Source organism: Myxococcus llanfairpwllgwyngyllgogerychwyrndrobwllllantysiliogogogochensis (assembly GCF_006636215.1).
Taxonomy (GTDB): Bacteria; Myxococcota; Myxococcia; order Myxococcales; family Myxococcaceae; genus Myxococcus; species Myxococcus llanfairpwllgwyngyllgogerychwyrndrobwllllantysiliogogogochensis.
On record NZ_VIFM01000210.1, the window covers coordinates 1 to 20006 of the forward strand.

19 protein-coding genes and 1 pseudogene are annotated in these 20006 nt (G+C 69.7%); 9 read left to right on the top strand and 11 right to left on the bottom strand.

Features of this window, described 5'->3' with window-relative positions:
- The first annotated feature begins 210 nt into the window (after positions 1 to 210).
- Both FJV41_RS35945 and FJV41_RS54115 read left to right on the top strand, forming a co-directional pair.
- Positions 211 to 1047: a GNAT family N-acetyltransferase gene (locus FJV41_RS35945; protein WP_141647125.1), complete on the top strand. Its 837-nt coding sequence runs from the start codon at positions 211 to 213 to the stop codon at positions 1045 to 1047.
- A gap of 42 nt (positions 1048 to 1089) precedes the next feature.
- Entirely contained in the window at positions 1090 to 1713 is a 624-nt protein-coding gene (locus FJV41_RS54115; RefSeq protein ID WP_141647126.1) for a MiaE family protein, read from the top strand.
- Here the strand turns inward: FJV41_RS54115 and FJV41_RS35955 are convergent.
- Positions 1714 to 3525 (bottom strand): annotated as a pseudogene (locus tag FJV41_RS35955) (SLC13 family permease); the annotation flags it as partial. It abuts the gene before it with no gap.
- 260 nt (positions 3526 to 3785) lie between these two features.
- On the opposite strand from FJV41_RS35955, the gene FJV41_RS35960 reads away from it, so the two are divergent.
- The 3 genes from FJV41_RS35960 (at position 3786) to FJV41_RS35970 (ending at position 7978) form a co-directional block, all read left to right on the top strand.
- Positions 3786 to 5579, top strand: coding sequence for a phosphoenolpyruvate carboxykinase (GTP) (locus FJV41_RS35960; RefSeq protein ID WP_141647128.1), 1794 nt, complete (start codon positions 3786 to 3788; stop codon positions 5577 to 5579).
- Positions 5580 to 5723: 144 nt separating this feature from the next.
- On the top strand, positions 5724 to 6545 hold the full coding sequence (locus FJV41_RS35965) for a tetratricopeptide repeat protein (protein WP_141647129.1): 822 nt from the start codon (positions 5724 to 5726) through the stop codon (positions 6543 to 6545).
- Positions 6545 to 7978 (top strand): ABC transporter substrate-binding protein, encoded by a 1434-nt coding sequence (locus FJV41_RS35970; RefSeq protein WP_141647130.1) that lies wholly within the window; start codon positions 6545 to 6547, stop codon positions 7976 to 7978. Before FJV41_RS35965 ends, FJV41_RS35970 begins: the two co-directional genes overlap by 1 nt.
- Before the next feature lie 12 nt (positions 7979 to 7990).
- Here FJV41_RS35970 and FJV41_RS35975 read toward each other — a convergent pair whose 3' ends face one another.
- The 6 genes from FJV41_RS35975 to FJV41_RS36000 form a co-directional block, all read right to left on the bottom strand.
- Positions 7991 to 9157, bottom strand: a complete 1167-nt coding sequence (locus tag FJV41_RS35975) for a pyridoxal phosphate-dependent aminotransferase (RefSeq protein ID WP_141647131.1) — start codon at positions 9155 to 9157, stop codon at positions 7991 to 7993.
- The gene (locus tag FJV41_RS35980; protein WP_141647132.1) at positions 9154 to 9432 is read right to left on the bottom strand and encodes a hypothetical protein; all 279 of its coding nucleotides are present in this window, start codon (positions 9430 to 9432) and stop codon (positions 9154 to 9156) included. Before FJV41_RS35980 ends, FJV41_RS35975 begins: the two co-directional genes overlap by 4 nt.
- 131 nt (positions 9433 to 9563) lie before the next feature.
- Positions 9564 to 10238 (bottom strand): dethiobiotin synthase, encoded by a 675-nt coding sequence (bioD, locus tag FJV41_RS35985; RefSeq protein WP_141647133.1) that lies wholly within the window; start codon positions 10236 to 10238, stop codon positions 9564 to 9566.
- Between the two features lie 164 nt (positions 10239 to 10402).
- Complete coding sequence (gene bioF / locus FJV41_RS35990; protein ID WP_141647134.1) at positions 10403 to 11614, bottom strand: 8-amino-7-oxononanoate synthase; 1212 nt, start codon at positions 11612 to 11614, stop codon at positions 10403 to 10405.
- 10 nt (positions 11615 to 11624) lie between these two features.
- Positions 11625 to 12659: a biotin synthase BioB gene (bioB, locus tag FJV41_RS35995; RefSeq protein WP_141647135.1), complete on the bottom strand. Its 1035-nt coding sequence runs from the start codon at positions 12657 to 12659 to the stop codon at positions 11625 to 11627.
- A gap of 171 nt (positions 12660 to 12830) precedes the next feature.
- Positions 12831 to 13097 carry a GlsB/YeaQ/YmgE family stress response membrane protein gene (locus FJV41_RS36000; RefSeq protein WP_141647136.1) on the bottom strand — a complete coding sequence of 89 codons (267 nt, stop codon included), beginning with the start codon at positions 13095 to 13097 and terminating at the stop codon, positions 12831 to 12833.
- A 225-nt stretch (positions 13098 to 13322) separates the two neighbouring features.
- On the opposite strand from FJV41_RS36000, the gene radA reads away from it, so the two are divergent.
- Positions 13323 to 14684, top strand: a complete 1362-nt coding sequence (radA, locus tag FJV41_RS36005; protein WP_141647137.1) for a DNA repair protein RadA — start codon at positions 13323 to 13325, stop codon at positions 14682 to 14684.
- 6 nt (positions 14685 to 14690) lie between these two features.
- Here the strand turns inward: radA and FJV41_RS36010 are convergent, their stop codons facing one another.
- Complete coding sequence (locus FJV41_RS36010) at positions 14691 to 15119, bottom strand: winged helix-turn-helix transcriptional regulator (RefSeq protein ID WP_141647138.1); 429 nt, start codon at positions 15117 to 15119, stop codon at positions 14691 to 14693.
- A gap of 106 nt (positions 15120 to 15225) precedes the next feature.
- On the opposite strand from FJV41_RS36010, the gene FJV41_RS36015 reads away from it, so the two are divergent.
- Positions 15226 to 15639, top strand: coding sequence for a DoxX family protein (locus FJV41_RS36015; protein WP_141647139.1), 414 nt, complete (start codon positions 15226 to 15228; stop codon positions 15637 to 15639).
- A 65-nt stretch (positions 15640 to 15704) separates the two neighbouring features.
- On the opposite strand, the gene FJV41_RS36020 is transcribed toward FJV41_RS36015, so the two are convergent.
- Positions 15705 to 16301, bottom strand: a complete 597-nt coding sequence (locus FJV41_RS36020; protein WP_141647140.1) for a hypothetical protein — start codon at positions 16299 to 16301, stop codon at positions 15705 to 15707.
- Between the two features lie 29 nt (positions 16302 to 16330).
- A complete protein-coding gene (locus FJV41_RS36025; RefSeq protein WP_141647141.1) occupies positions 16331 to 17023 on the bottom strand; it encodes an STAS domain-containing protein in 693 nt (230 codons plus the stop codon).
- Between the two features lie 428 nt (positions 17024 to 17451).
- Here FJV41_RS36025 and trhA point away from each other — a divergent pair, with 428 nt between their 5' ends.
- Positions 17452 to 18126 (top strand): PAQR family membrane homeostasis protein TrhA, encoded by a 675-nt coding sequence (gene trhA, locus FJV41_RS36030; RefSeq protein WP_141647142.1) that lies wholly within the window; start codon positions 17452 to 17454, stop codon positions 18124 to 18126.
- A gap of 173 nt (positions 18127 to 18299) precedes the next feature.
- Complete coding sequence (locus FJV41_RS36035) at positions 18300 to 18911, top strand: CGNR zinc finger domain-containing protein (RefSeq protein ID WP_141647143.1); 612 nt, start codon at positions 18300 to 18302, stop codon at positions 18909 to 18911.
- Here the strand turns inward: FJV41_RS36035 and FJV41_RS36040 are convergent.
- The gene (locus tag FJV41_RS36040) at positions 18908 to 19864 is read right to left on the bottom strand and encodes a helix-turn-helix transcriptional regulator (RefSeq protein ID WP_141647144.1); all 957 of its coding nucleotides are present in this window, start codon (positions 19862 to 19864) and stop codon (positions 18908 to 18910) included. The genes FJV41_RS36035 and FJV41_RS36040 overlap by 4 nt on opposite strands.
- Positions 19865 to 20006 lie beyond the last annotated feature (142 nt).

Consider the following 20006-nt stretch of genomic DNA (forward strand, 5'->3'; position numbering starts at 1 on the left):
GAGATGAGGGGGGGCGAGCTGCTGGTGAGCACCATTCCGGACCCGATGGTGCAGGCGTGCGTCGTGGATTCACTCCTGGACATCGGGTTCCCCACCCCTTCCCGGGGTGGAAAAGCGACGGTGGTGTATCCCTTCGAATTCCGCGTACCCATGGAGGCTGGCCCGTGAGCCCCGGTTTTGCGTATGGTCCCGAGGCCCTCACGCCCCTCAATGCCCGTCTCCGTCGAACAGCTTGGCCCCCAGGACGCGGACGCCCTGCGGGCGCTGCTTTCGAAGGACCCGGTCCACAACCTCTACCTGCTGGGGTTGCTGGAGGAGTTCGGCATCGCCGCGCGAGGCCGCATCCCCTTCGCCTTCTACGGCCGCTTCGACAACCAGGCGCTCACCGCCGCGGTCTTCGTGGGGGGTGAAGGGGGCCTCGTCATCCCCAGCGCCAGCGACGCGGGCGCCACCAGCGTCATCGCGGACGCGTTGGCCTCCTCGCTGCGCCTGAGGGCCACCGTGGGCGACAAGTCCGCCGTGGACGCGCTGTTGCGCAGCCTGTCCCCCGGCAAGCCGAGGCTGTCTCGCACCCAGCGGTTGTTCTCCGTGTCCGCGGATGACCTGGGGCCCTTCACCAATCCCCTCTTGAGGCTGGCCCGCGAAGAGGACCTGCCCCGCCTGCTCCCCCTCGCGCAGGGCTACGTGCGCGAGGCGCTGGAGAGAGACCCGCTGTCGGAGGACCCGAGCGGCTACGAGGCGCGCGTCGAGCAGCGCGTGCGCCAGCGCCGCACGTACGTGCTGGAGGAGAACAACGCGCTGGTGCTCAAGGTCGACATCGGCAGCCGCTCCCAGTACGGCGCGGAGCTGGAGGGCCTGTACACCGTGCCCGCCGAGCGAAAGAAGGGCCACGCGACGCTGTGCCTGGGACAGATTTCCCGGCACCTGCTGTCCTCGCTGCCCCGGCTGACGATGCGAATCGACGAGCGCGACGAGAGCACCGCGCGCATCGCCCGCAAGGTCGGCTACCTGGCCGGCCGCACGTGGCGCCTGGTGCTGGTGGAGTAGCTCGCGGCCCCAGCTCTGGATGCGGTACGGTCCGCGCCCTCCATGAGCCGTCCCACGCCTTCCCGCCGTCCCCTCTCTGGAGAGGGCCCCGTCATCCTCCACCGCGCCACGGACCCCCGCTGGCTGCCGCTGGCGCTCGAGCACTTCGACGCGGTGCTGGTGGACCACGCCCACTGCGAGAAGAAGGCCGCGGCCAACGCCCTCTCCATGCTCCAGGCGTACCCGGACCTGCCGGGCCTGCCGGCGCAGATGGCTCGGCTGGCGCGCGAGGAGAGCGCGCACCTGGCCCGCGTGCTGGACCTGATGGAAGCGCGGGGGCTGACGCTCACCAAGGACGCGGGAGACCCCTACGCCCAGGGCCTCCAGAAGCTGGTGCGCACGCCCGCCCTGGAGCGCAGGTTGGACAGGCTGCTCGTCGCCGCCGTCATCGAGGCGCGCTCCTGCGAGCGGCTGTCACTGCTCGCCGAAGGACTCACGGACCCGGCGCTCGCCCGCTTCTACGGGGAGCTGGCCCAGTCCGAGGACGGGCACCAGTCGCTCTTCTTCCGTCTGGCTGTCACCGCCAACGGAGGCGACGAGGCCGCCGTGCGCGAGCGACTGGAGTGGATGCTCGGCCACGAAGCGCGCGTGCTGGACGAGGTCGGCCTTCGCGCCGCCATCCACTGACGCCTTCGCGGCCTTCCCCTCGAACGGCCACACCCACGGCACCGCCACCGTCAGCACGCAGAGCAAGAGCGCGGTGAGCGGCGTGCCCAGCCGGAAGAAGTCCGTGAAGCGGTAGTGCCCCGGCCCGTAGACGAGCACGCAGCTGGGCTCCAGCGGGGTGATGAACGAGCAACTGGCCGCCAGCGTCACGCCCATGGCGAAGGGGCGCACGTCCACGCCCAGTTCGGTGGCCGCGTTGAGGGCCACTGGCAGCACCACCAGCGCCGCGGCCTGGTTGGACATGGGCGCGGACAGGAGGATGGTGAGCAGCATCAGCGCCACCAGCACCGTGCGGGGCCCGCCGAAGTCGCCCAGCTCCGCCACGTGCCGCCCCAGGTACTTCCCCGCGCCGCTCACCTCCATGGCGAGCCCCAGCGCCATCATCGACCCGATGAGCAACACCACGCGCCAGTCCACGCGGAAGGCGTTGCGCGCGTCCACGCAGCGGGTGGCAATCATCGCCAGCATGCCCGTGAGCCCCGCCACCGACAGCGGGACGATATCCAGCGAGCCCGCGGCCAGCGCGCTCAGGAAGAGCACCACCGCGAGCAGCGCCTTGCCATAGCGCGGCGGTTGGTAGTCATGGCCCCCAAGCACCACCAACTGGCCGCCCTCCGCCAGCTCCGACACCTTCTGCCGGGGCCCGCGCAGGAGCAGCACGTCCCCCACCGCCAGGGGCAGCAGCGACATGCGCCGCTCGCCGAAGATGCGGCCCAGCAGTTGGAGCTTGGTGACGCGCTGGATGCTCGGGTGACGGTGCAGCGCCAGCGCCACCAGCCCGTAGCGCTCCACGAAGAGCGACTCCCTCAAGCTCCGGCCCACCAGCGCGCTGCCCGGCGGCACCGTGGCCTCCACCAGCGCGGTGTCCTTGTCGAGCTGGTCCTCATCCGCCAGCCGCAGGTCCGGGCGGATTTCGATGCCCCGCAGGTCCTTCACCCGGAGGATGTCCTCGCGACTGCCCTCCACCAGCAGCCGCTCGTCGCCGCGCAACAACTGCGTGGGCTCGGCCGACGCCGCGCGCCCGTCCCGGACGATGCCGATGACGCGCAGCCCCAGGCCCTCGGTGATTTCCGCCAGCGGCTTGTCGATGTAGCGCGAGCCCTCCGGCAACACCGCCTCCGTGAGGTAGTCGCGCAGCACCCATTCCTCCTCGCCGGCCTTGCCCTCGCGCGAGGGCAACAGCAGGGGCCCCAGCACCACCACGACGAGGATGCCGATGACGGCCACCGGCAGGCCCACCGGCGCCAGCTCCGCCACGCCGATGCCGCGCATCCCCATGCGCTCCAACGCCGCGGACATCACGAGGTTGGTGGACGTGCCGTAGAGGAACACCATGCCGCCCAGCATCGACGCGTACGCCAGCGGCAGCAGCACCTTGCTCTTGGGCACCTTGGCCCGGTTCGCCGCGCCAATGGCCACCGGCAGGAACGCCGCCGTCGTCACCGTGTTGGAGATGATGGAGGAGAACACCGCCACCACCGTCATCATCGCCATGACGAAGGTCTGGTGGCCGAAGCGCGCGAAGAAGGCCAGCCGCTGCCCGACGAGCTGCACCACGCCCGTGGAGGCGAGCCCCTGCGTCATCGCCAGCAGGGTGAAGATGAAGATGACCGTGTCGTTGCTGAAACCCTCGAACGCCTGCGCGGGTGTCAGCACTCCCGTCAGCGCCAACAAGCACACCACCACCAGCGAGCTGACCTCGATGGGAATGGTGTCGATGGAGAACAGCACCAGCGCGACGACGACGATGCCCAGGACGATGGCGATGGTCATAAAACCCGGAGGGGCCCCAACCTGTACCCTCCGGGTGCGGACGGTGAGTCCCTGCCGCACCGCGCCGTCAACTACTAGATGCCCGGCCGCTGATAAGTGGAATTAGTAGAGCCCCGCCTGGGGGGGCGGTTGACTGCCGGACGCCAGTTGCTTTTGGGCGCCCCTTCCAGAAGTTTTGACCTTTCTCCCGCTGGTAGGGTGCTCGCCCTTTTTCACCAGGATAGGGAGCCCCTCTCTTGAGACAACACAAGGAAACTTCCATGGCTTCAACGCAAGTGGCGGCGGCGGCCTCTGTGGCCCCCACGAAGAACCCCACGCTGCTGGCCTGGGTGGCCGAGATGGCCAAGATGACCCAGCCGGACAGCATCGTCTGGTGCGACGGCTCCGAGGCCGAGAAGAAGCGCTTCACGGAGCAGGCGGTGCAGGAGGGCATCCTCATCCCGCTGAACCAGGAGAAGCGGCCGGGCTGCTATCTGCACCGCTCCAACCCGAACGACGTGGCGCGCGTGGAGCACCTCACGTTCATCTGTACGCCCAACAAGACGGACGCGGGCCCCACCAACAACTGGATGGAGCCGGAAGAGGCGTACACGAAGCTGGAGCAGCACTTCGCCGGCAGCATGAAGGGCCGCACCATGTACGTGGTGCCCTACGCCATGGGCCCCATCGGCAGCCCCTTCACGAAGATCGGCGTGGAGCTGACCGACAGCGTCTACGTGGTGCTGAACATGCGCATCATGGCGCGCATGGGTAAGCAGGCCCTGGACATGCTGGGCGACAGCGACGACTTCAACCGCGGCCTGCACAGCACCGGCGACGTGAATCCGGACCGCCGCTACATCTGTCACTTCCCCCAGGACAACACCATCTGGAGCTTCGGCTCGGGCTATGGCGGCAACGTGCTGCTGGGCAAGAAATGCCTCGCCCTGCGCATCGGCAGCTACCTGGGCCGCGAGGAGGGGTGGCTGGCCGAGCACATGCTCATCCTCGGCGTGACGAGCCCCAAGGGTGAGACGACCTACGTGGCCGCCGCCTTCCCGTCCGCGTGTGGCAAGACGAACTTCGCGATGATGATTCCGCCCGCCGAGTACAAGGGCTGGAAGGTGGAGACGGTCGGCGACGACATCGCCTGGATGCGCCCGGGCCCGGATGGCCGCCTGTACGCCATCAACCCGGAGGCCGGCTATTTCGGCGTCGTCCCCGGCACCAACTACAAGACGAACCCCAACGCCATGGAGACCATCTCCAAGGACACCCTCTTCACGAACGTGGCCCTGACGGCCGACGGCGACGTGTGGTGGGAGGGCAAGGACGGCGAAGTCCCGGAGGAGCTCACCGACTGGCAGGGTCGCCCCTGGAAGAAGGGCAGCCCGGAGAAGGCGGCGCACCCCAACAGCCGCTTCACCGCGCCCATGTCCAACAACCCGGCGCTGAGCCCCAAGGCCAATGACCCGACGGGCGTGCCCATCTCCGCCCTCATCTTCGGCGGCCGTCGCTCCACCACGGTGCCGCTGGTCATCCAGGCCTTCAACTGGACGCACGGCGTGTTCCTGGGCGCGACGATGGGCAGCGAGACGACGGCCGCGGCCACCGGCAAGGTGGGCGTGGTGCGCCGCGACCCCATGGCCATGCTGCCCTTCTGCGGCTACCACATGGGCGACTACCTCCAGCACTGGCTGGACATGCAGAAGACCATTCCCCAGCTGCCGAAGATCTTCCAGGTCAACTGGTTCCGGCAGGACAAGAACGGCAAGTTCCTGTGGCCGGGCTTCGGCGACAACATGCGCGTGCTGGAGTGGGTGGTGAACCGCGTGCATGGCCGCGTCCCCACGAAGGAGACGCTCCTGGGCTGGGTGCCGCGCGCCGACGAGGGCCTCAACCTCAAGGGCCTGGACGTCCCCGCGGACGTCATCGCGGAGGCCACCTCCATCAAGGAGGACGAGTGGAAGACCGAGCTGAAGAGCCAGGAGGTCTTCTTCGAGCAGCTGGGCACCAAGGCCCCGGAGGCGCTGACGCTCCAGCGCAAGCTGCTGATTTCGCGGCTGGAGAACTAGTCGCCCGCCTGTAGCGTCCTGAATCACCCGTCGGGGCCGCTTCCTGACCCATTCACTGGGTGGGAGCGGCCCCGACTCGTTTCACGAAGAGTGAGGTCGCCCTCTTCGACCGAAGGCCGGCTTAGCGATAGGCTTGTGTCCATCATGAGACTGGTCTTCGTTTTGTCGGCGGCCCTTGTGCTGTCGCCCCCGGTGGCGCTCGCCCAGCGCGGCGCCAAGAATCCAGCGGCCCTCATCAAGGACGGCGAGCGGCTCTACCAGGCAGGCAAGTACGCCGAAGCGGCGGACGTGCTGAAGAAGGCCCACGAGGCCCAGCCCAACCCGCGCCTCATCTTCAACATCGCCGTGTCGTTGGAGAACGCGGGCGAGCTGAAGGAGGCCCTCTCCTGGTACCAGCAGTACGTCGGCAACACCGAGGGCACGGACCCGGCGCTGCTCAAGCGCAGCGCGCGCAGCATCGACAAGCTGCGGCTGCTGCTCGACAAGGAGAACCAGGCCCAGGCGTCCGCGGACGCCGAGCGCCAGAAGCTCCAGGAGGAGGCCGAGGCGGCCCGGCGCCGCGCGGACGAGGAGCAGCTGGCGACGAAGCGCGCGGAGGAGGAGAACGAGCGGCAGCGGCAGGCCGAGTTCGCGCGCGCGATGAAGTCCTACCAGCGGCAGAAAATCGCGGCGTTCGCCATTGGCGGCGTGGCCGTTGTGGGCGTGGGCGCCGGCGTGCTCTTCGGCATGCAGGCCTCCGACGAGCGGGAGAAGTTCGACGCGGCGCGCACGGAAGGCACCAAGCAGAGCTTCGCGGACAGCACCAAGAGCAAGGCGCTGCTCGCGGACATCGGCTTCGGCGTGGGCCTGGCCGGCGCCATCACCGCCATCATCCTGTATCCGAAAGACGGCCCCCCCGTGGAGGGCGAGGTCCGGCTGACGCTGGCGCCTCGCGGTACCGGCGCGGGCCTGGAGGTCAGCTTCTGATGAAGACCCTGGGACTCATGACGTGCTGCGCGGCGCTGCTGGCCGGCTGCAGCTTCACCACCGCGAGCGGCCTCACCGAGTGTGAGTCGAGCGCGGACTGCGACACCAATCAGGTCTGCTCGGCGTCCGGCTTCTGCCTGCCCCAGCCGGAGGGCTGCGGCGAGGTGGTGGGCACCACCACCGGACGGCCCATCCTCCTGGGCGCGGCGCTGCCCCTGACGAACTCGGGCGGCCCGGACGAGTCCGAGGTCCAGGCGCTCAACGCCATCAAGCTGGCGCTCGAGGAAATCAACCAGCGCGAGGGCATTGGCGGCCGGTTCTTCAACCTCCTCATCTGCGACACCCGCTCCGACCCGGCGCGGGCCAAGACGCAGGCGGAGTGGCTGGTGACGGAGAAGGGCGTGCCGGCCATCTTCACCTCCGGCAGCGCGCAGACCATCGCCGTCAGCAGCGTCGCCATCGCCAACAACGTGTTGTTGATGACGCACACCTCCACCAGCGCGGACATCGCCAACCTGAGCGACAAGACGGCGGCGTCCGGCGACGTGGGCCTCGTGTGGCGCACGGCCCCCTCGGACCTGCTCCAGGGCCGCATCATCGCCGACCTGGTGCGCAACGCCCGGCCGTTGGCCGACAGCAGCCGGCCCTTCGCCACGGTGAGCACCGTGAGCCTGGTCTACGTGGACGACGCCTACGGCCAGGGCCTGTTCGACACGATTCTCACCCGGTTGGGCACCGACCGGGTGCCGTCCTCCGCGCCGTACCAGCGCAACGGGGACGTGAGCGCCGCGGTAACCCGCATCGTCGACGGCAAGCCCGACGTGGCGGTGATGGCGGGCTTCTCCGAGGACAACGCCAAGATCATCAGCCAGGCCGTCACGCGGGGCCGCACGGGGCAGATGTACTTCTTCACCGATGCCAGCAAGGACTCGGGCCTCTTCACGGCCCTGGGCGCGGCGCGCACCCAGATTGAAGGCGCCTACGGCACCTCCCCCGCGCAGGCCCGCCTGGGCGACACCGTGTACAACACCTTCAAGGAGCGCTTCCGCTCGGCCAACAACAACACCGACCCGGGCCAGTTCTCCTTCACCGCGCACGCGTACGACGCCATGTACCTGGTGGCGCTGGGCGCGGCCTACGCCGCGGGGGCGGACGTCAACAACCCGCAGCCCATCACCGGCGACCGCATCGCCGTGGGCCTGTCGAAGCTGACGCCGCCCTCGGGCACGCAGGCCACCACCTACCCCCTGGGCTTCAGCCGCTTCACCGACGCGCGCAACGAGGTCAGCACCGGCAAGGTCATCAACGTGCAGGGCGCCAGCGGCGCGCTGGACTTCGACGCCACCGGCGAAGCCCCGTCCGAGTACGAGCTGTTCCGCGTGGAAGGCGGAGCGTTCAAGACGGTGGAGCTCATCACCCCGCCGCAGACCTGAGCCGCGCGCGCTCTACTCCGCCGCCCCCAGCACCCGCGTGAGCGGGCCCAGGGCGGCGGAGAACACCTCGGGCGGCGGCAGCAGGGACAGCACCAGGAATGCCCCCGAGTCGAAGTCGTAGAAGTAGCCGGGCTGCGCGAGCACGCCCGCGTCCAGGAGCGCGAGGCACGTCGCCTCGTCTCCGGGCTCCCTCGGAATCCGCACCACCGCGCTCCACCCTCCGTGCGCGGGCACCACGTCCCACGGAGCACCGGGGGGACGCGCGGCGACGAGGCGACGGCGGTGGCCCCTCACCCGCTCCAGCAGCGCCTCCTGGAAGACAGGCGCGTGGGCGAGCAGCGCGGGCAGGGCCAGTTGCACCGGGGTGCCCACGGACAGGTACGTGTCCGCCACCCACTCCAGGCGCGCCAGGGCCTCGTCACGCGCGGCGGGAGGGCCGCCCACGTGTGTCCACCCCAGCTTCAGGCCGGGCAGGCCGCAGACCTTGGAGAGGCCGGAGAGGCTGAAGGTGAGCATGGGCAATTCGCGCCCCGCCACGCTGGCCACGCGGTGCGGCTCCACGCCCCAGCCGTAATCGGAGAACACCTCGTCGCAGAGGAGGGCCAGGCCGTGGCGCGCGCAGACGTCCGCCAGCGCGGCCAGCTCCCCCTCGTGCAGGAAGTGGCCGGTGGGGTTGCCGGGATTGACGACGAGCACGGCGCGGGTGCGCGGGCCGAGCGCGGCCTCCACCGCGCCCGCGTCCAGGCCGAAGCCATGCGCGAGCGGCAGGCGGTACGGACGCGTGCCCACGCCCTCCAGCCGGGCCAGGTGCTCGAAGAGGGGGTAGCAGGGGGCCGGGACGAGCACGTCGTCACCGGGCTCGCACAGCAGCTTGAAGAGCCAGCTGTACGACTCACTGGTGCTGGCGGACAGCACCAGGTGCCCAGGGGAGATGACGGGCCCCCGGGAGGAGAGGTGGGCGGCCACCGCCTCGCGAGCCGAGGGGAGGCCGAGCGCTTCCGGCGCGTAGTCCAGCGCGCCGGGAGGGTGGAGCAGTCCGGCGTCAGGCGCCGGGAGCCCCACGCGGGTGGGATTGGAGACGGTGAGGTCCAGCGGAGGGAGGCCGCGGTGTCGAGCGAGCGCCTCCGCCAGGGGATTGGGGGTGCGGGAGAAGTCGGTGCGGAAGGAGAAGCGGCTCACAGCCCCGTCTGGAGCATGGCGTTGGCGACGCGGCGGATGAGCTCGCGGCGCACTTCCTTCCTGCAATGTTCAATGGCCTTGTCATGAGGCCTGGGAAGCTCCGGGTCCCTGGCTCGCAGGGCGGTGCGGAGGACGAGCTCTACCTTCGTAGGCTCGATGTGGAACAGCCGGGCCCCGTCCTTCTGGAGGAAGTAGGACAACCCTCTCTGGTCGAGGAGCTTGTGGAAGAAGCGTCGGACGTCCGCGAGGAACGTGAGGTCGATGATGTCCGCCATTCGTGAAGGCGTTCTCGCGCGGAAAAAACGGCGCGTCCATTTCACGGCCGCGTCACCCGAAAACTTGCGCGACCTGTAGCACTCGCGTGGAAGGCGGAACGCGCGGGAGGCCGAATTCTCGGCCTCCGCGCTCACGGCACCAGAGGGCGCAGGGCGCGGCGGAACGCGGAGTGCCGGCGCCGGGCGTCGGCCTCGAACGGCACCGGGCCGAGCACGGGAACGCCATGCCGCGCCTCCAGCAGCGCGCGGTTGTCGCGCTCGGAAGTGTCCCGTTCCTGGGAAGAGCGCGACAGCAGCACGGCGCGCACCGGGATGCGGCGGGCCGCGAGCGCCTGGAGCGACAGCGCGGTGTGGTTGAGCGTCCCCAGCCCCGCGCGCGCCACCAGCAACACGGGCAGGCGCAGCGTCTGGATGAGGTCGATGACGTCGTGGCGGGAGTCCAGGGGGACGAAGAGGCCGCCAGCCCCCTCCACCACCGCCGGCCCGTGCTTCAAGCGCGCCCAGGCGGACAGGGTGACGTCCCAGTCCGGCTCCCGGCCCAGACGAGCGGCGGCCACGCCCGGCGCCACGGGGGCGCGGAAGCGGTGCGGACAGAGGACGTCCAGGGGCAGCGTGCTCCTGGCGGCCTCGCGCAGGGACAGCGCATCCGCCGGAGCCCGAAGGGAGGCGCACCCGCTCTCGTAGGGCTTGAAGCCCTCGGGGGCGAGGCCCGCGTCGACCAGCAGGGACAGCAGGGCCCGCGACGTCTGCGTCTTGCCGACGCCCGTGTCGGTACCCGTGACGAAAATCTGGAACGGCTTGGACATGACGTGCTCACCAGGTCATGGGAAGAAGGATGCGCGGGCCCATCCATCGGCGCCGCGACCTCGGGGTGTCGCGAGAACGAGCCGCGCCGAGGGCCGAGCCCTTCGCCGGGGCAACTTCCGTGAGAGGCGTGGGAGTCGAGCGTGCATCACAGGCCCGTGAGGGCCTACTCCTCGCCACGCTGGTGCACTCCCACGCCGCGCAGGGACTCCAGCGCCAGGTCCACGTGGCCCAGCGTGTGCGCCGCCGACAGGCAGAAGCGCAGCCGGCTCGTGCCCTCCGGAACCGTGGGCGGGCGGATGGCCTTCACCAGCACCCCCGCCTCGCGCAGCTTCCTCGCCGCCTCCAGCGCGCGCTCGGGCCCGCCGAGCACCACCGGGAACACCGCGCTGCGAGGCTCCGCGCGCAGGCCCATGGAACGCAGCCCGTCCGAGAAGCGCCGGATGTTGCGCCACAGCCGCTCGCGCAGCGCCGGGTCCTTCTCCACGGCCTCCACCGCCGCCTCCGCCGCCGCGCACATCGCCGCCGGCAGCGCGGTGGAATAGATGAACGGCCGCGCCCGGCTGATGAGCAGGTCCGCCACCACGCGCGACGTGGCCACGTACGCGCCCTGCCCTCCCAGCGCCTTGCTCAGCGTGCCCATGCGCAGGTCGACCTGGTCCTCCAGGCCCAGCTCCTCGCACAGCCCCGCGCCTCGCGCCCCCAGGACGCCCGTGGCGTGCGCCTCGTCCACCATCAGCGCGGCCCCGTGCGCCCGGCACGCGGCGACAATCTCGCGCAGCGGCGCCACGTCCCCGTCCATGGAGAACACCGTGTCCGTGACGACGAGCTTGCGCCGCGCGGGCGTTTCTTCCAGCGCCTTCGTCAGCGCCTCCACGTCCGCGTGCGGAAAGACGACGACGCGGGCGCGCGACAGCCGGCAGCCATCCACCAGCGAGGCGTGGTTGAGCGCGTCGGAGAACACCGCGTCCCCCGGCCCCACCAGCACGGGCAGGATGCCGGTGTTGGCCGCATAGCCGCTGTTGAAGAGCAGCACGGCCTCGGCCCGCTCGAAGGCCGCCAGCCGCGCCTCCAGCCGGTGATGCACGGCGGTGTCACCCACCACCAGCCGGCTGGCACCCGTGCCCAGCCCGTACCGCTCCACCGCGGCGATGGCGGCGGCCCGCACCGAGGCGGAGGCCGCCAGGCCCAGGTAGTCGTTCGACGAGAAGTTGACGAGCGTCTCGCCGCCGACCCGCACCACCGGGCCCTGCGGCGAATCCAGCGGCTCCAGGTAGCGGCGCAGGCCACGAGCCTGGAGCGACGCCAGTTCCTCCCGCGCCCAACCGGACGCCGGCGCCGACGAGGCCCCGACGCCCTCCTGCTTCACGTCACTCACGAGCGCCGCCCTACCCCTCTTGCCGGGGCTCCAGGGGGCGGATGCCCGCCTTCTCCAAGAGCGCCATGTCCTGGGTGTACTGGGGGTTGCCGGTGGTGAGCAGCTTCTCGCCGAAGAACAGCGAGTTGGCGCCCGCCATCATGCACATGAGCTGCGCCTCCTCGTTCATCTGCTGGCGGCCCGCGGACAGGCGCACCATGGACTGGGGCATCAGGATGCGGGCGGTGGCGATGGTGCGCACCATGTCCACCGTGTCCACGCGGGGCTGCTCGGCCAGGGGCGTGCCCTCCACGGCCACCAGCGCGTTGACGGGCACCGACTCCGGGTGGTGGTCCTGGTTGGCCAGCGTGCGCAGCAGGTTGCAGCGATCATCCACCGACTCGCCCAGGCCGATGATGCCGCCGCAGCACACGGAGATGCCCGCGTCGCGCACGCGGCCCAGCGTCCGCAGGCGATCATCGTAGAGCCGGGTGGAGATGATGTCGCCGTAGTGCTCGGGCGAGGTGTCCAGGTTGTGGTTGTACGCGGACAGGCCCGCTTGCTTCAGCCGCTTCGCCTGGTTGTCGGTGAGCATGCCCAGCGTGGCGCACGCCTCCATGCCCATGGCCCGCACGCCCTTCACCATCTCCAGCACGCTGTCGAACTGCGGGCCGTCCTTCACCTCGCGCCACGCGGCCCCCATGCAGAAGCGGGTGGCCCCGGCCGAGCGCGCCTTCTTCGCGGCGTCCAGCACCTCCGGCACCGCCATCAACTTCTCCGCCTTCACGCCCGTCTTGTAGCGGGCCGCCTGGGGGCAGTACGCGCAGTCCTCCGAGCAGCCGCCCGTCTTGATGGACAGGAGCGAACACAGCTGCACCTTGTTGTCCGTGAACACGGCGCGGTGGACCGTCTGCGCGCGGTGCACCAGGTCCAACAGGGGCATGGCGTAGATGGCGCGAACCTCGGCCAGCTCCCAGTCATGGCGCACGGCGACGCCCTCGGGCGCGGGCGCGGCATGGTGGGCATGGCCGTGAAAGGACTCGCTGGAAGCGGCGGTGTCGGACATGGGCTCCTCGAAATCGTGAGGAGCGCGAAGCTGCGCGGGCGGCGGAAACTTGTCAACGCCTCAGCGCGGACAGGTTGACAACATCCCACCCGTCCCTCTGAAAAGACGACCGGCGCCCACGGGAGACCCGGAGCGCCGGCCGTGACCCTTCCCTAGACGGGAAGGGGTGCGTCAGACATGGACGCGACGCCGACCGGCCAGTCCCACCAGGAACAGGACGGCGATGGCACCCAGCACGGAGAACAGCAGACCGGACGGGTGCAGGTCGAAGATGCGGCCGTCACTGCGGAACAGCGAGCCGATGAAGCCGCCCACGAAGGAGCCGACGATGCCCAGCAGCGTGGTGGCCACCAGCCCCATGGACTGATTCCCCGGCATCAGGGCGCGAGCAAGAAGACCAGCGAGAAGGCCAATGACCAGGAAAGCGATAATCCCCATGACGGACCTCACTATGAGTGGTGAAGGGGGCGCACGGAGCGGCGCCCACCTGGCTTGTGATTGAGCCAGCGCGTCTCCGCGCCGCCCGTGGGAATGAAGCTGGGTCGCCCCTCCCTTTCGTACAACTCGCTGGCATGGGGATTGACATCGCGCCTGCCTGCTCACCGGTCGTGCCTGCTCGACAGCCCGCCGGAACGTCAGGGTTCCGCGATACACACACAACCCATGGCGAAGGCGAAGACGCACTACACCTGCCAGGCTTGCGGGTACCAGACGGCGAAGTGGCTGGGGAAGTGCCCGGACTGCGGCGCATGGAGCTCGTTGCTGGAAGAGGCCGGGGCGAAGCAGGACGAGAAGCGCCCGGCGTGGGGAGCCTCGGGCGGCGCGGCGAAGCCCATGCTGCTCAAGGAAGTCAGCGGCGAGACGGAGGTGCGCCGTCGCACGGGAATCGCCGAGTTCGACCGCGTGCTGGGCGGGGGCGTGGTGAGCGGCTCCGTCGTGCTGCTGGGCGGAGACCCGGGCATCGGCAAGTCCACGCTGCTGCTCGCCGCACTGGACAGGCTGGCCCGCCATGGCCCCGTGCTCTATGTGTCCGGTGAGGAGAGCCTGCGCCAGACGAAGATGCGGGCGGAGCGGCTGCGCGTGGAGGGAGACGCCATCCACCTGTTCGCGGAGACGGACGCGGAGCGGGTGCTCGCGGCCACCGAGGCGCTCAAGCCGCAGGCGCTCGTCGTGGACTCCATCCAGACGATGTACCTGCCGGAGCTGGGCAACGCGCCGGGCAGCATCACCCAGGTGCGCGAGGTCGCCGGCCGGCTGATGGCCTACGCCAAGCGCACGGGGGTGCCCACCTTCATCGTGGGCCACGTGACGAAGGAGGGCTCCATCGCCGGCCCCCGCGTGCTGGAGCACATGGTGGACACCGTCCTCTACTTCGAGGGCGAGCGCGGCCACCCCTTCAGAATCCTGCGCGCGCACAAGAACCGCTTCGGCTCCACCAACGAGATTGGCGTCTTCGAGATGAAGGGCGCGGGCCTCGTGGAAGTCTCGGACCCCTCCGCCCTCTTCCTGTCCGAGCGCCCCGTGGGCAAGTCCGGCAGCGTCGTCACCAGCACGCTCAACGGCACCCGACCCCTGCTGGTGGAGGTGCAGGCGCTGGTGGCGCCCACCGGCTACGGCACGGCGCGGCGCACCGCCATCGGCGTGGACGGCAACCGCGTGGCGCTGCTCGCCGCGGTGCTGGAGAAGAAGGAGGAGATTCCGCTGGTGGGCTGCGACCTCTTCGTCAACGTGGCGGGCGGCATGCAGCTCAACGAGCCCGCCTGTGATTTGGCCGTCTGCGCGGCGCTGGTGAGCAGCCTCCAGAACCGGCCCATGGACCCGCACACGCTGGTGCTGGGGGAGGTGGGCCTCGCGGGCGAGGTGCGCGCGGTGGGGCAGATGGAGCCCCGACTGGTCGAGGCCGCGAAGATGGGCTTCCAGCGCGTGGTGATGCCCGCGGGCAGCGCCCGGCGCCTGGAGGGCTCGAAGCTGAAGGTGGTGGGCGTGGAGACGCTGGGCGACGCGCTGCGCGCGATGTTCGACTGAAGGCCCCTACTTCTTGCCGATCACCGTGAAGGGCGCGGGCTGCGGGCGCGCGTCGTAGCTGCCGCGCGACGCCTGGATTTCCGCGCGGTGCTGGACGGCCCACTGGCCCAGCACCGTGACGGGCTCGAGCAGCGTCCGGCCGAGCGGCGTCAGCGCGTACTCCACCCGGGGAGGCACCGTCGGATGGACGGTGCGGGTGACGAGCCCGTCGCGCTCCAGGCCGCGCACGGTGAGCGTCAGCATCCGCTGGGAGATGCCCTCGATGGCCCGCTTCAAGTCGCTGAAGCGCAGGGGCCCCTCTCCCAGGCTCCCCACCACCTGGACGCTCCACTTGTCGCCCACCCGGGTGAGCACATCCCGGACGGCCAGGCAGGACTCCGACGATGGATCAGGCCTGGAGGCGGGCTCCAAAGACTTCACGGTTCCTGGTGACATGGATGTGCCTCCTTGTGGAGAAATGCGCGGACCGTTACTGGTTCGCCGGTTACCTGTTGTAACCGACGCACCTTTCGGAACCCACTTCCCTTTCAGGGAGTCCCCCATGACGACCGCCGCCGCCTCCACCGCAGTGTCCACCCTCTCCAAGCCCTGGGCTCTCTGGCTGGGCCGCGTCTTCTCCGCGCTCACCGTCGCCGGGCTCGGCTTCAGCGCCGTGATGAAGGTGAGCCAGTCGCCCGACGTCCTCAAGGGCTTCGAGCACTTCGGCTATCCCGCGTCGGTGATTGTCACCATCGGGGTGGTCGAGCTCCTGGTCGCGCTGCTCTACGCGGTACCCCAGACGGCGGTGCTCGGCGCCATCCTCGTCACCGGCTACCTGGGCGGCGCGACGGCGACGCACGTGCGCGTGGCGGACCCCTTCATCGCGCCCATCATCCTGGGCGTCCTCGCCTGGGCGGGCCTGTTCCTGCGGGACGCGCGCCTGAGGGCGCTGCTGCCCCTGCGCCGCACCCCCTGAAGCACGCCCCTCTCGCGCCCCTTCCAGCTTTGAAGGGGCGCGAGGCTCGGGCAGTCACGCGCGAACTACCAGCTGACGACGAAGGTGCAGGAAGCCCCGCCCTTCTGCCGACAGCCGTGCGTCGGGTCGTGCGTCACCGTGGCGTTGGGCATGAAGCGCTGGGCCATGCCCTTGACCAGCCCCTGGTCGAACCGACACGGATAGGGATTGCCACACACCACATAGCCCTCGTTCTTCCCGGCGATGGCGGTGTAGGCGTAGTGGCCAATGCCCTCCAGCATCTCCCCCGTGGCGGGGTTGAACATGTCCTTGCCGTTCTTCCGGTGGTTCATGTGGAAGGCCACGTCGATGGAAGCCAGGGCCTTGTGGATGTCGGTGATGTCCGGAGGGAACACGGCGTTCTTCGGAATCATCGACCCGACCTTCTCCAGGCCGCGCCCGCCCAGCAACGTGTCGATCTTCTTGTACGCCAGCAGGTAGTCCTCGATGGGGTACCAGGCGCTGGGGTCGAGCGCTCGCTCTCCCCCGGCGCCGCGCGCCTGGACCTTCATCACGTCCAGCAGGGCATTCACCAGCACGGAGAAGGACTGGATGGCCTCGACGATGGAGACGACACTCGCGCCCGTGACGGTGATGCCGGGCTCATAGGAAGCTTGTGACATGTTGATGAGGTTCCTGAGAGGGTTCGGCCTTACCGACCGTTGGACTCGAAGGCACGGTGGGCGGTGTGGTTGCGCAGATACATGAAGCACTCCTTCAACCCATCCCGCAGGCTGCCGAGCGTCTTCACATCACGCAGGTCCACGCCAATCTGAGTCAGCGTCTGGGCGATGACGGGGCTGATGCCCGTGACGACGCAGTAGGTGCCGAGCAGGCGGGCGGCGTTGACCATCTTCACGAAGTGGTTCGCGGTGGAGGTGTCCACCACCTCCACGCCCGTGATGTCGATGATGGCGCACCGGGCCTTGCCCTGGGAGATGCGGTGCAGGAGCCGCTCGGTCATCTCCAGCGAGCGCTGCGTGTCCACCACGCCGACGATGGGGAGCGTCAGCACGTCCTCCCACAGCTCGATGATGGGCGTGGAAAGGTCTCGGATGGCCAACCGCTGCCGCTCGATGGTGGAGAGCTTCTCCTCCAGCTCACGCCGCGCGACGTCGAGCTTCCGGATGGACTGCTCGTTCTCGTGCACGGACGCGTGGAGCTGGCGCGCGAAGAGGTTGATGGTTTCCTCGAACGAGGAGAACGCATCGTCGTTCTCCAGCGGGATGAGGTGCTGGTCCGGGTTGAACTCCCCGAGCGAAATCATCGCCAGCACGTCTCGGATGCGCTCGAGGCGCTCGAGGTTGACTTCGACGACCTGGGACTGCGGTTGCGACTGATTCATGGGGCGAGGAGGCCCGGACCGTGTGTCAGGGAGAACAGCGTGAACGGCCCGATACCGGAGCTTTTCGAAAGGATATGCCCAAATCCTCACATGGCTTCAAATGGGTGGAGGCAGACCCGGATGAAACACCGAATTCACCGTCTACACCGCTCGAAGCCGGATACCCCTGCAAACATCGCGAACCCTGGGGCGGCGGGCAATTCCTCATCAATCCAGACATGAACCCTGGCAATCAACCGAGCGCTCGCACCCCAATCCCATATCAACCGTGCCGGAAGCGACATCCGGACGCGCTCGTGGGCTCGCGGGCACCTTCGCGTCACACGATTGAGGAGCAGTCGACGCTTGCGGCGGGAGTCCCGTCCACGGGCTGACGCGACGCCTCGCGCGCTGACGCGGCGATGACCTGCCGTGACTAGGACAGGGGCATGGCGTCCATCGACCCACCCGAGACCCGCACCCTCCTGGCGGACGTGAAGCCCCGACTGCGAGGCGTGTCCCATGCCCTGGCCTTCCTGGCCGCGCTGTGGGGCTGCTTCGTGCTCGCCATCGCCCCCGCCCAGGGCACGCAGCAACTGGCCGATGGGGTCTTCGGCTTCTCCCTGGTCCTGATGTTCGGCACCAGCGCGGCCTATCACCTGCCCACCTGGAGCCCTGTCGCGTACCAGCGCCTGCGGCGGATGGACCACGCGGCCATCTACCTGCTCATCGCGGGGACCTTCACCCCGCTGGCCACGCTCGACGCCCCGGGCGCCTGGACGGAATACCTGCTCGGGGTGATGTGGGCCTGCGCGCTCACGGGCGCGGGGCTCTCGCTGCTGGGCATCTCCGGGCCACGCGGCGTCCGCTCGGTGCTCTACACCCTCCTGGGCGCCATGGCGGCCCCGGTGATGCTGCGGCTGCCCGGCGTGATTGGCGCCGAGCGGGCCTCGTGGCTCCTCTTCGGCGGCGCCCTCTACGCCGTGGGCGCCGTCGTCTACGCGCGCAAGTGGCCGGACCCCAGCCCCACCGTCTTCGGCTACCACGAGGTGTTCCACATCCTGGTCATCGCCGGAGCCAGCACGCACTACGCCGTGCTCGTCGACTTCCTCTGGAACCGCTGAAAACGTCGCGCGTCCGCGACCGGGGCGCCCCACTTCGTCAGCCCGCAAGCACCCTACGTGCGACTCGTCGGCCAGACACAGCAACCCCATTGACAGGTTACGAACTTCGAGCGTGCTTCCGCGCCCGTTCCATATAACTTGTCAATGTGGTTTCGAACTTCACCGAGGTCCCCATGGCCGCCAGGCATCGCCCCACTCCCGCGCATCCCCCTGTTCCGAAGGGAGAGCTGAGGGACGGGTTCAAGTTCCGCTCGGGGCGGCTGTCGTTGGACCTGCCGGCCACCCTGGCCGGGCGACTCCAGGATGTGCCGAGGGACTTGCTCCAGGCGCCGGCGGACCTGGGACGGTGGCTGGTGGCCGCGGGACTGGCCACTCAGATGCAGGAGCCCTCGGCGGAAGAGCTGACGCAGGCGCGCGAGCTGCGCGAGGCCATCTACCGGCTGGGCATGGCGCGCGCGCGGGGCGAGAGCTTCTCCGCCAGGGACCGCGCCATCCTCAATCGCTGGGCCGCGGAGCCGCCTCCGGCGCCGCAGTTGGGGCCTCGGGGCCTCTTGTGGACGGGCGCGGGCGTGAGGGGACAGCTCGCGGCGGTGGCACGCGACGCCGCGGAGCTGTTGGGAGGTCCGTTCGCGGAGCGCATCCGCAACTGCTCGCAGGAAGGCTGTGCCCTGCTCTTCGTCGACACCTCCCGCTCCGGTCAGCGGCGCTGGTGTTCCATGGCGGGCTGCGGAAACAAGGCCAAGGTGGCGGAGTTCCGTCGGCGCCAGCGCGCGGACACCCGCTAGGTCGCCCGAGCCAGCGCCAGGAGCCTGCGGGCCTGGGCCTCCAGCGCGGCACGCATCTCCTCGGGCTGCTGGACGTGAAAGGCGAAGGGCAGCCGCGACAGCTCGCGGGCGAACCAGTCCAGGTCTTCGGTCTGTCCGAGCAGCCGCACGCCGCCTCCGTCCATCGGCTCCAGCACGCCCAGCGTGGCGAAGATGGCTCGCCGCGCGGTCGCCAGGTCCGTGTCGAGCCGCACCTCCACCGCGTGCGCGCGCGGCAGGCTGGCCACCGCGAGCGTCACATGCGCCAGCGCATCGAAGCCGTCGGGCCGCTCGAAGCTCATGTCGAGCGACTGCACGGCGCGCACGCGGTCCAACCGGAACGTGCGCAGCCCCTGGCGCAGGTGGCAGACGCCCACCGCGTACCAGCGTCCACCGCGCCAGACGAGGCCATAGGTGTCGAACTCGCGTTCGGTGTCCTCGTCCCGCGCCGCGCGGTAGGACAGGCGAACCCGCTGCCGCTGCTGCGCCGCGGCGCTGAGCGCGACGAGCGCGGTGTTGTCCAGCGTCGCCCGCGAGCCGGAGATGTCGAGCGTCACCGACTCGTCCACCGCCCGCACCCGCCGCTTGAGCGGCGCGGGCATCACCCGCTCCAGCTTCGCCTGGGCGCTGGCCACCGCGGGTGCCGCTTCCGACAGCCCCATGCCCCGCGCGGCCAGCAGGCCCACGGACAGCGCCAGGACTTCGTCATCGGTGAACATCATGGGCGGCAGCTTGAAGCCCGCCACCAGCATGTAGGCGCCGTCGCGTCCGCGCTCGGCGGTGATGGGGATGCCCAGCTCCTCCAGCTTCAGGATGTAGCGACGCACCGTGCGCCGGTCCACCTCCAGCCGCCGCGCCAGCTCCGAGCCGCTCATCCGCCCATGCGTCTGCAACAGCTCGAGCACGGTGAGCACACGCGTGGTGGGACGGGACATGGGGCGCGAACCTAATACTACCCGGTCACTTGAATCGAGGTGGCGGTCATGATCTACGGTCGGGATGACACCGGCACAGCTGCGCAAGCTGGATGAGGCGCTGAGCGCCTACCTCGATGAGATGGTGGTCGGCATGGGACGG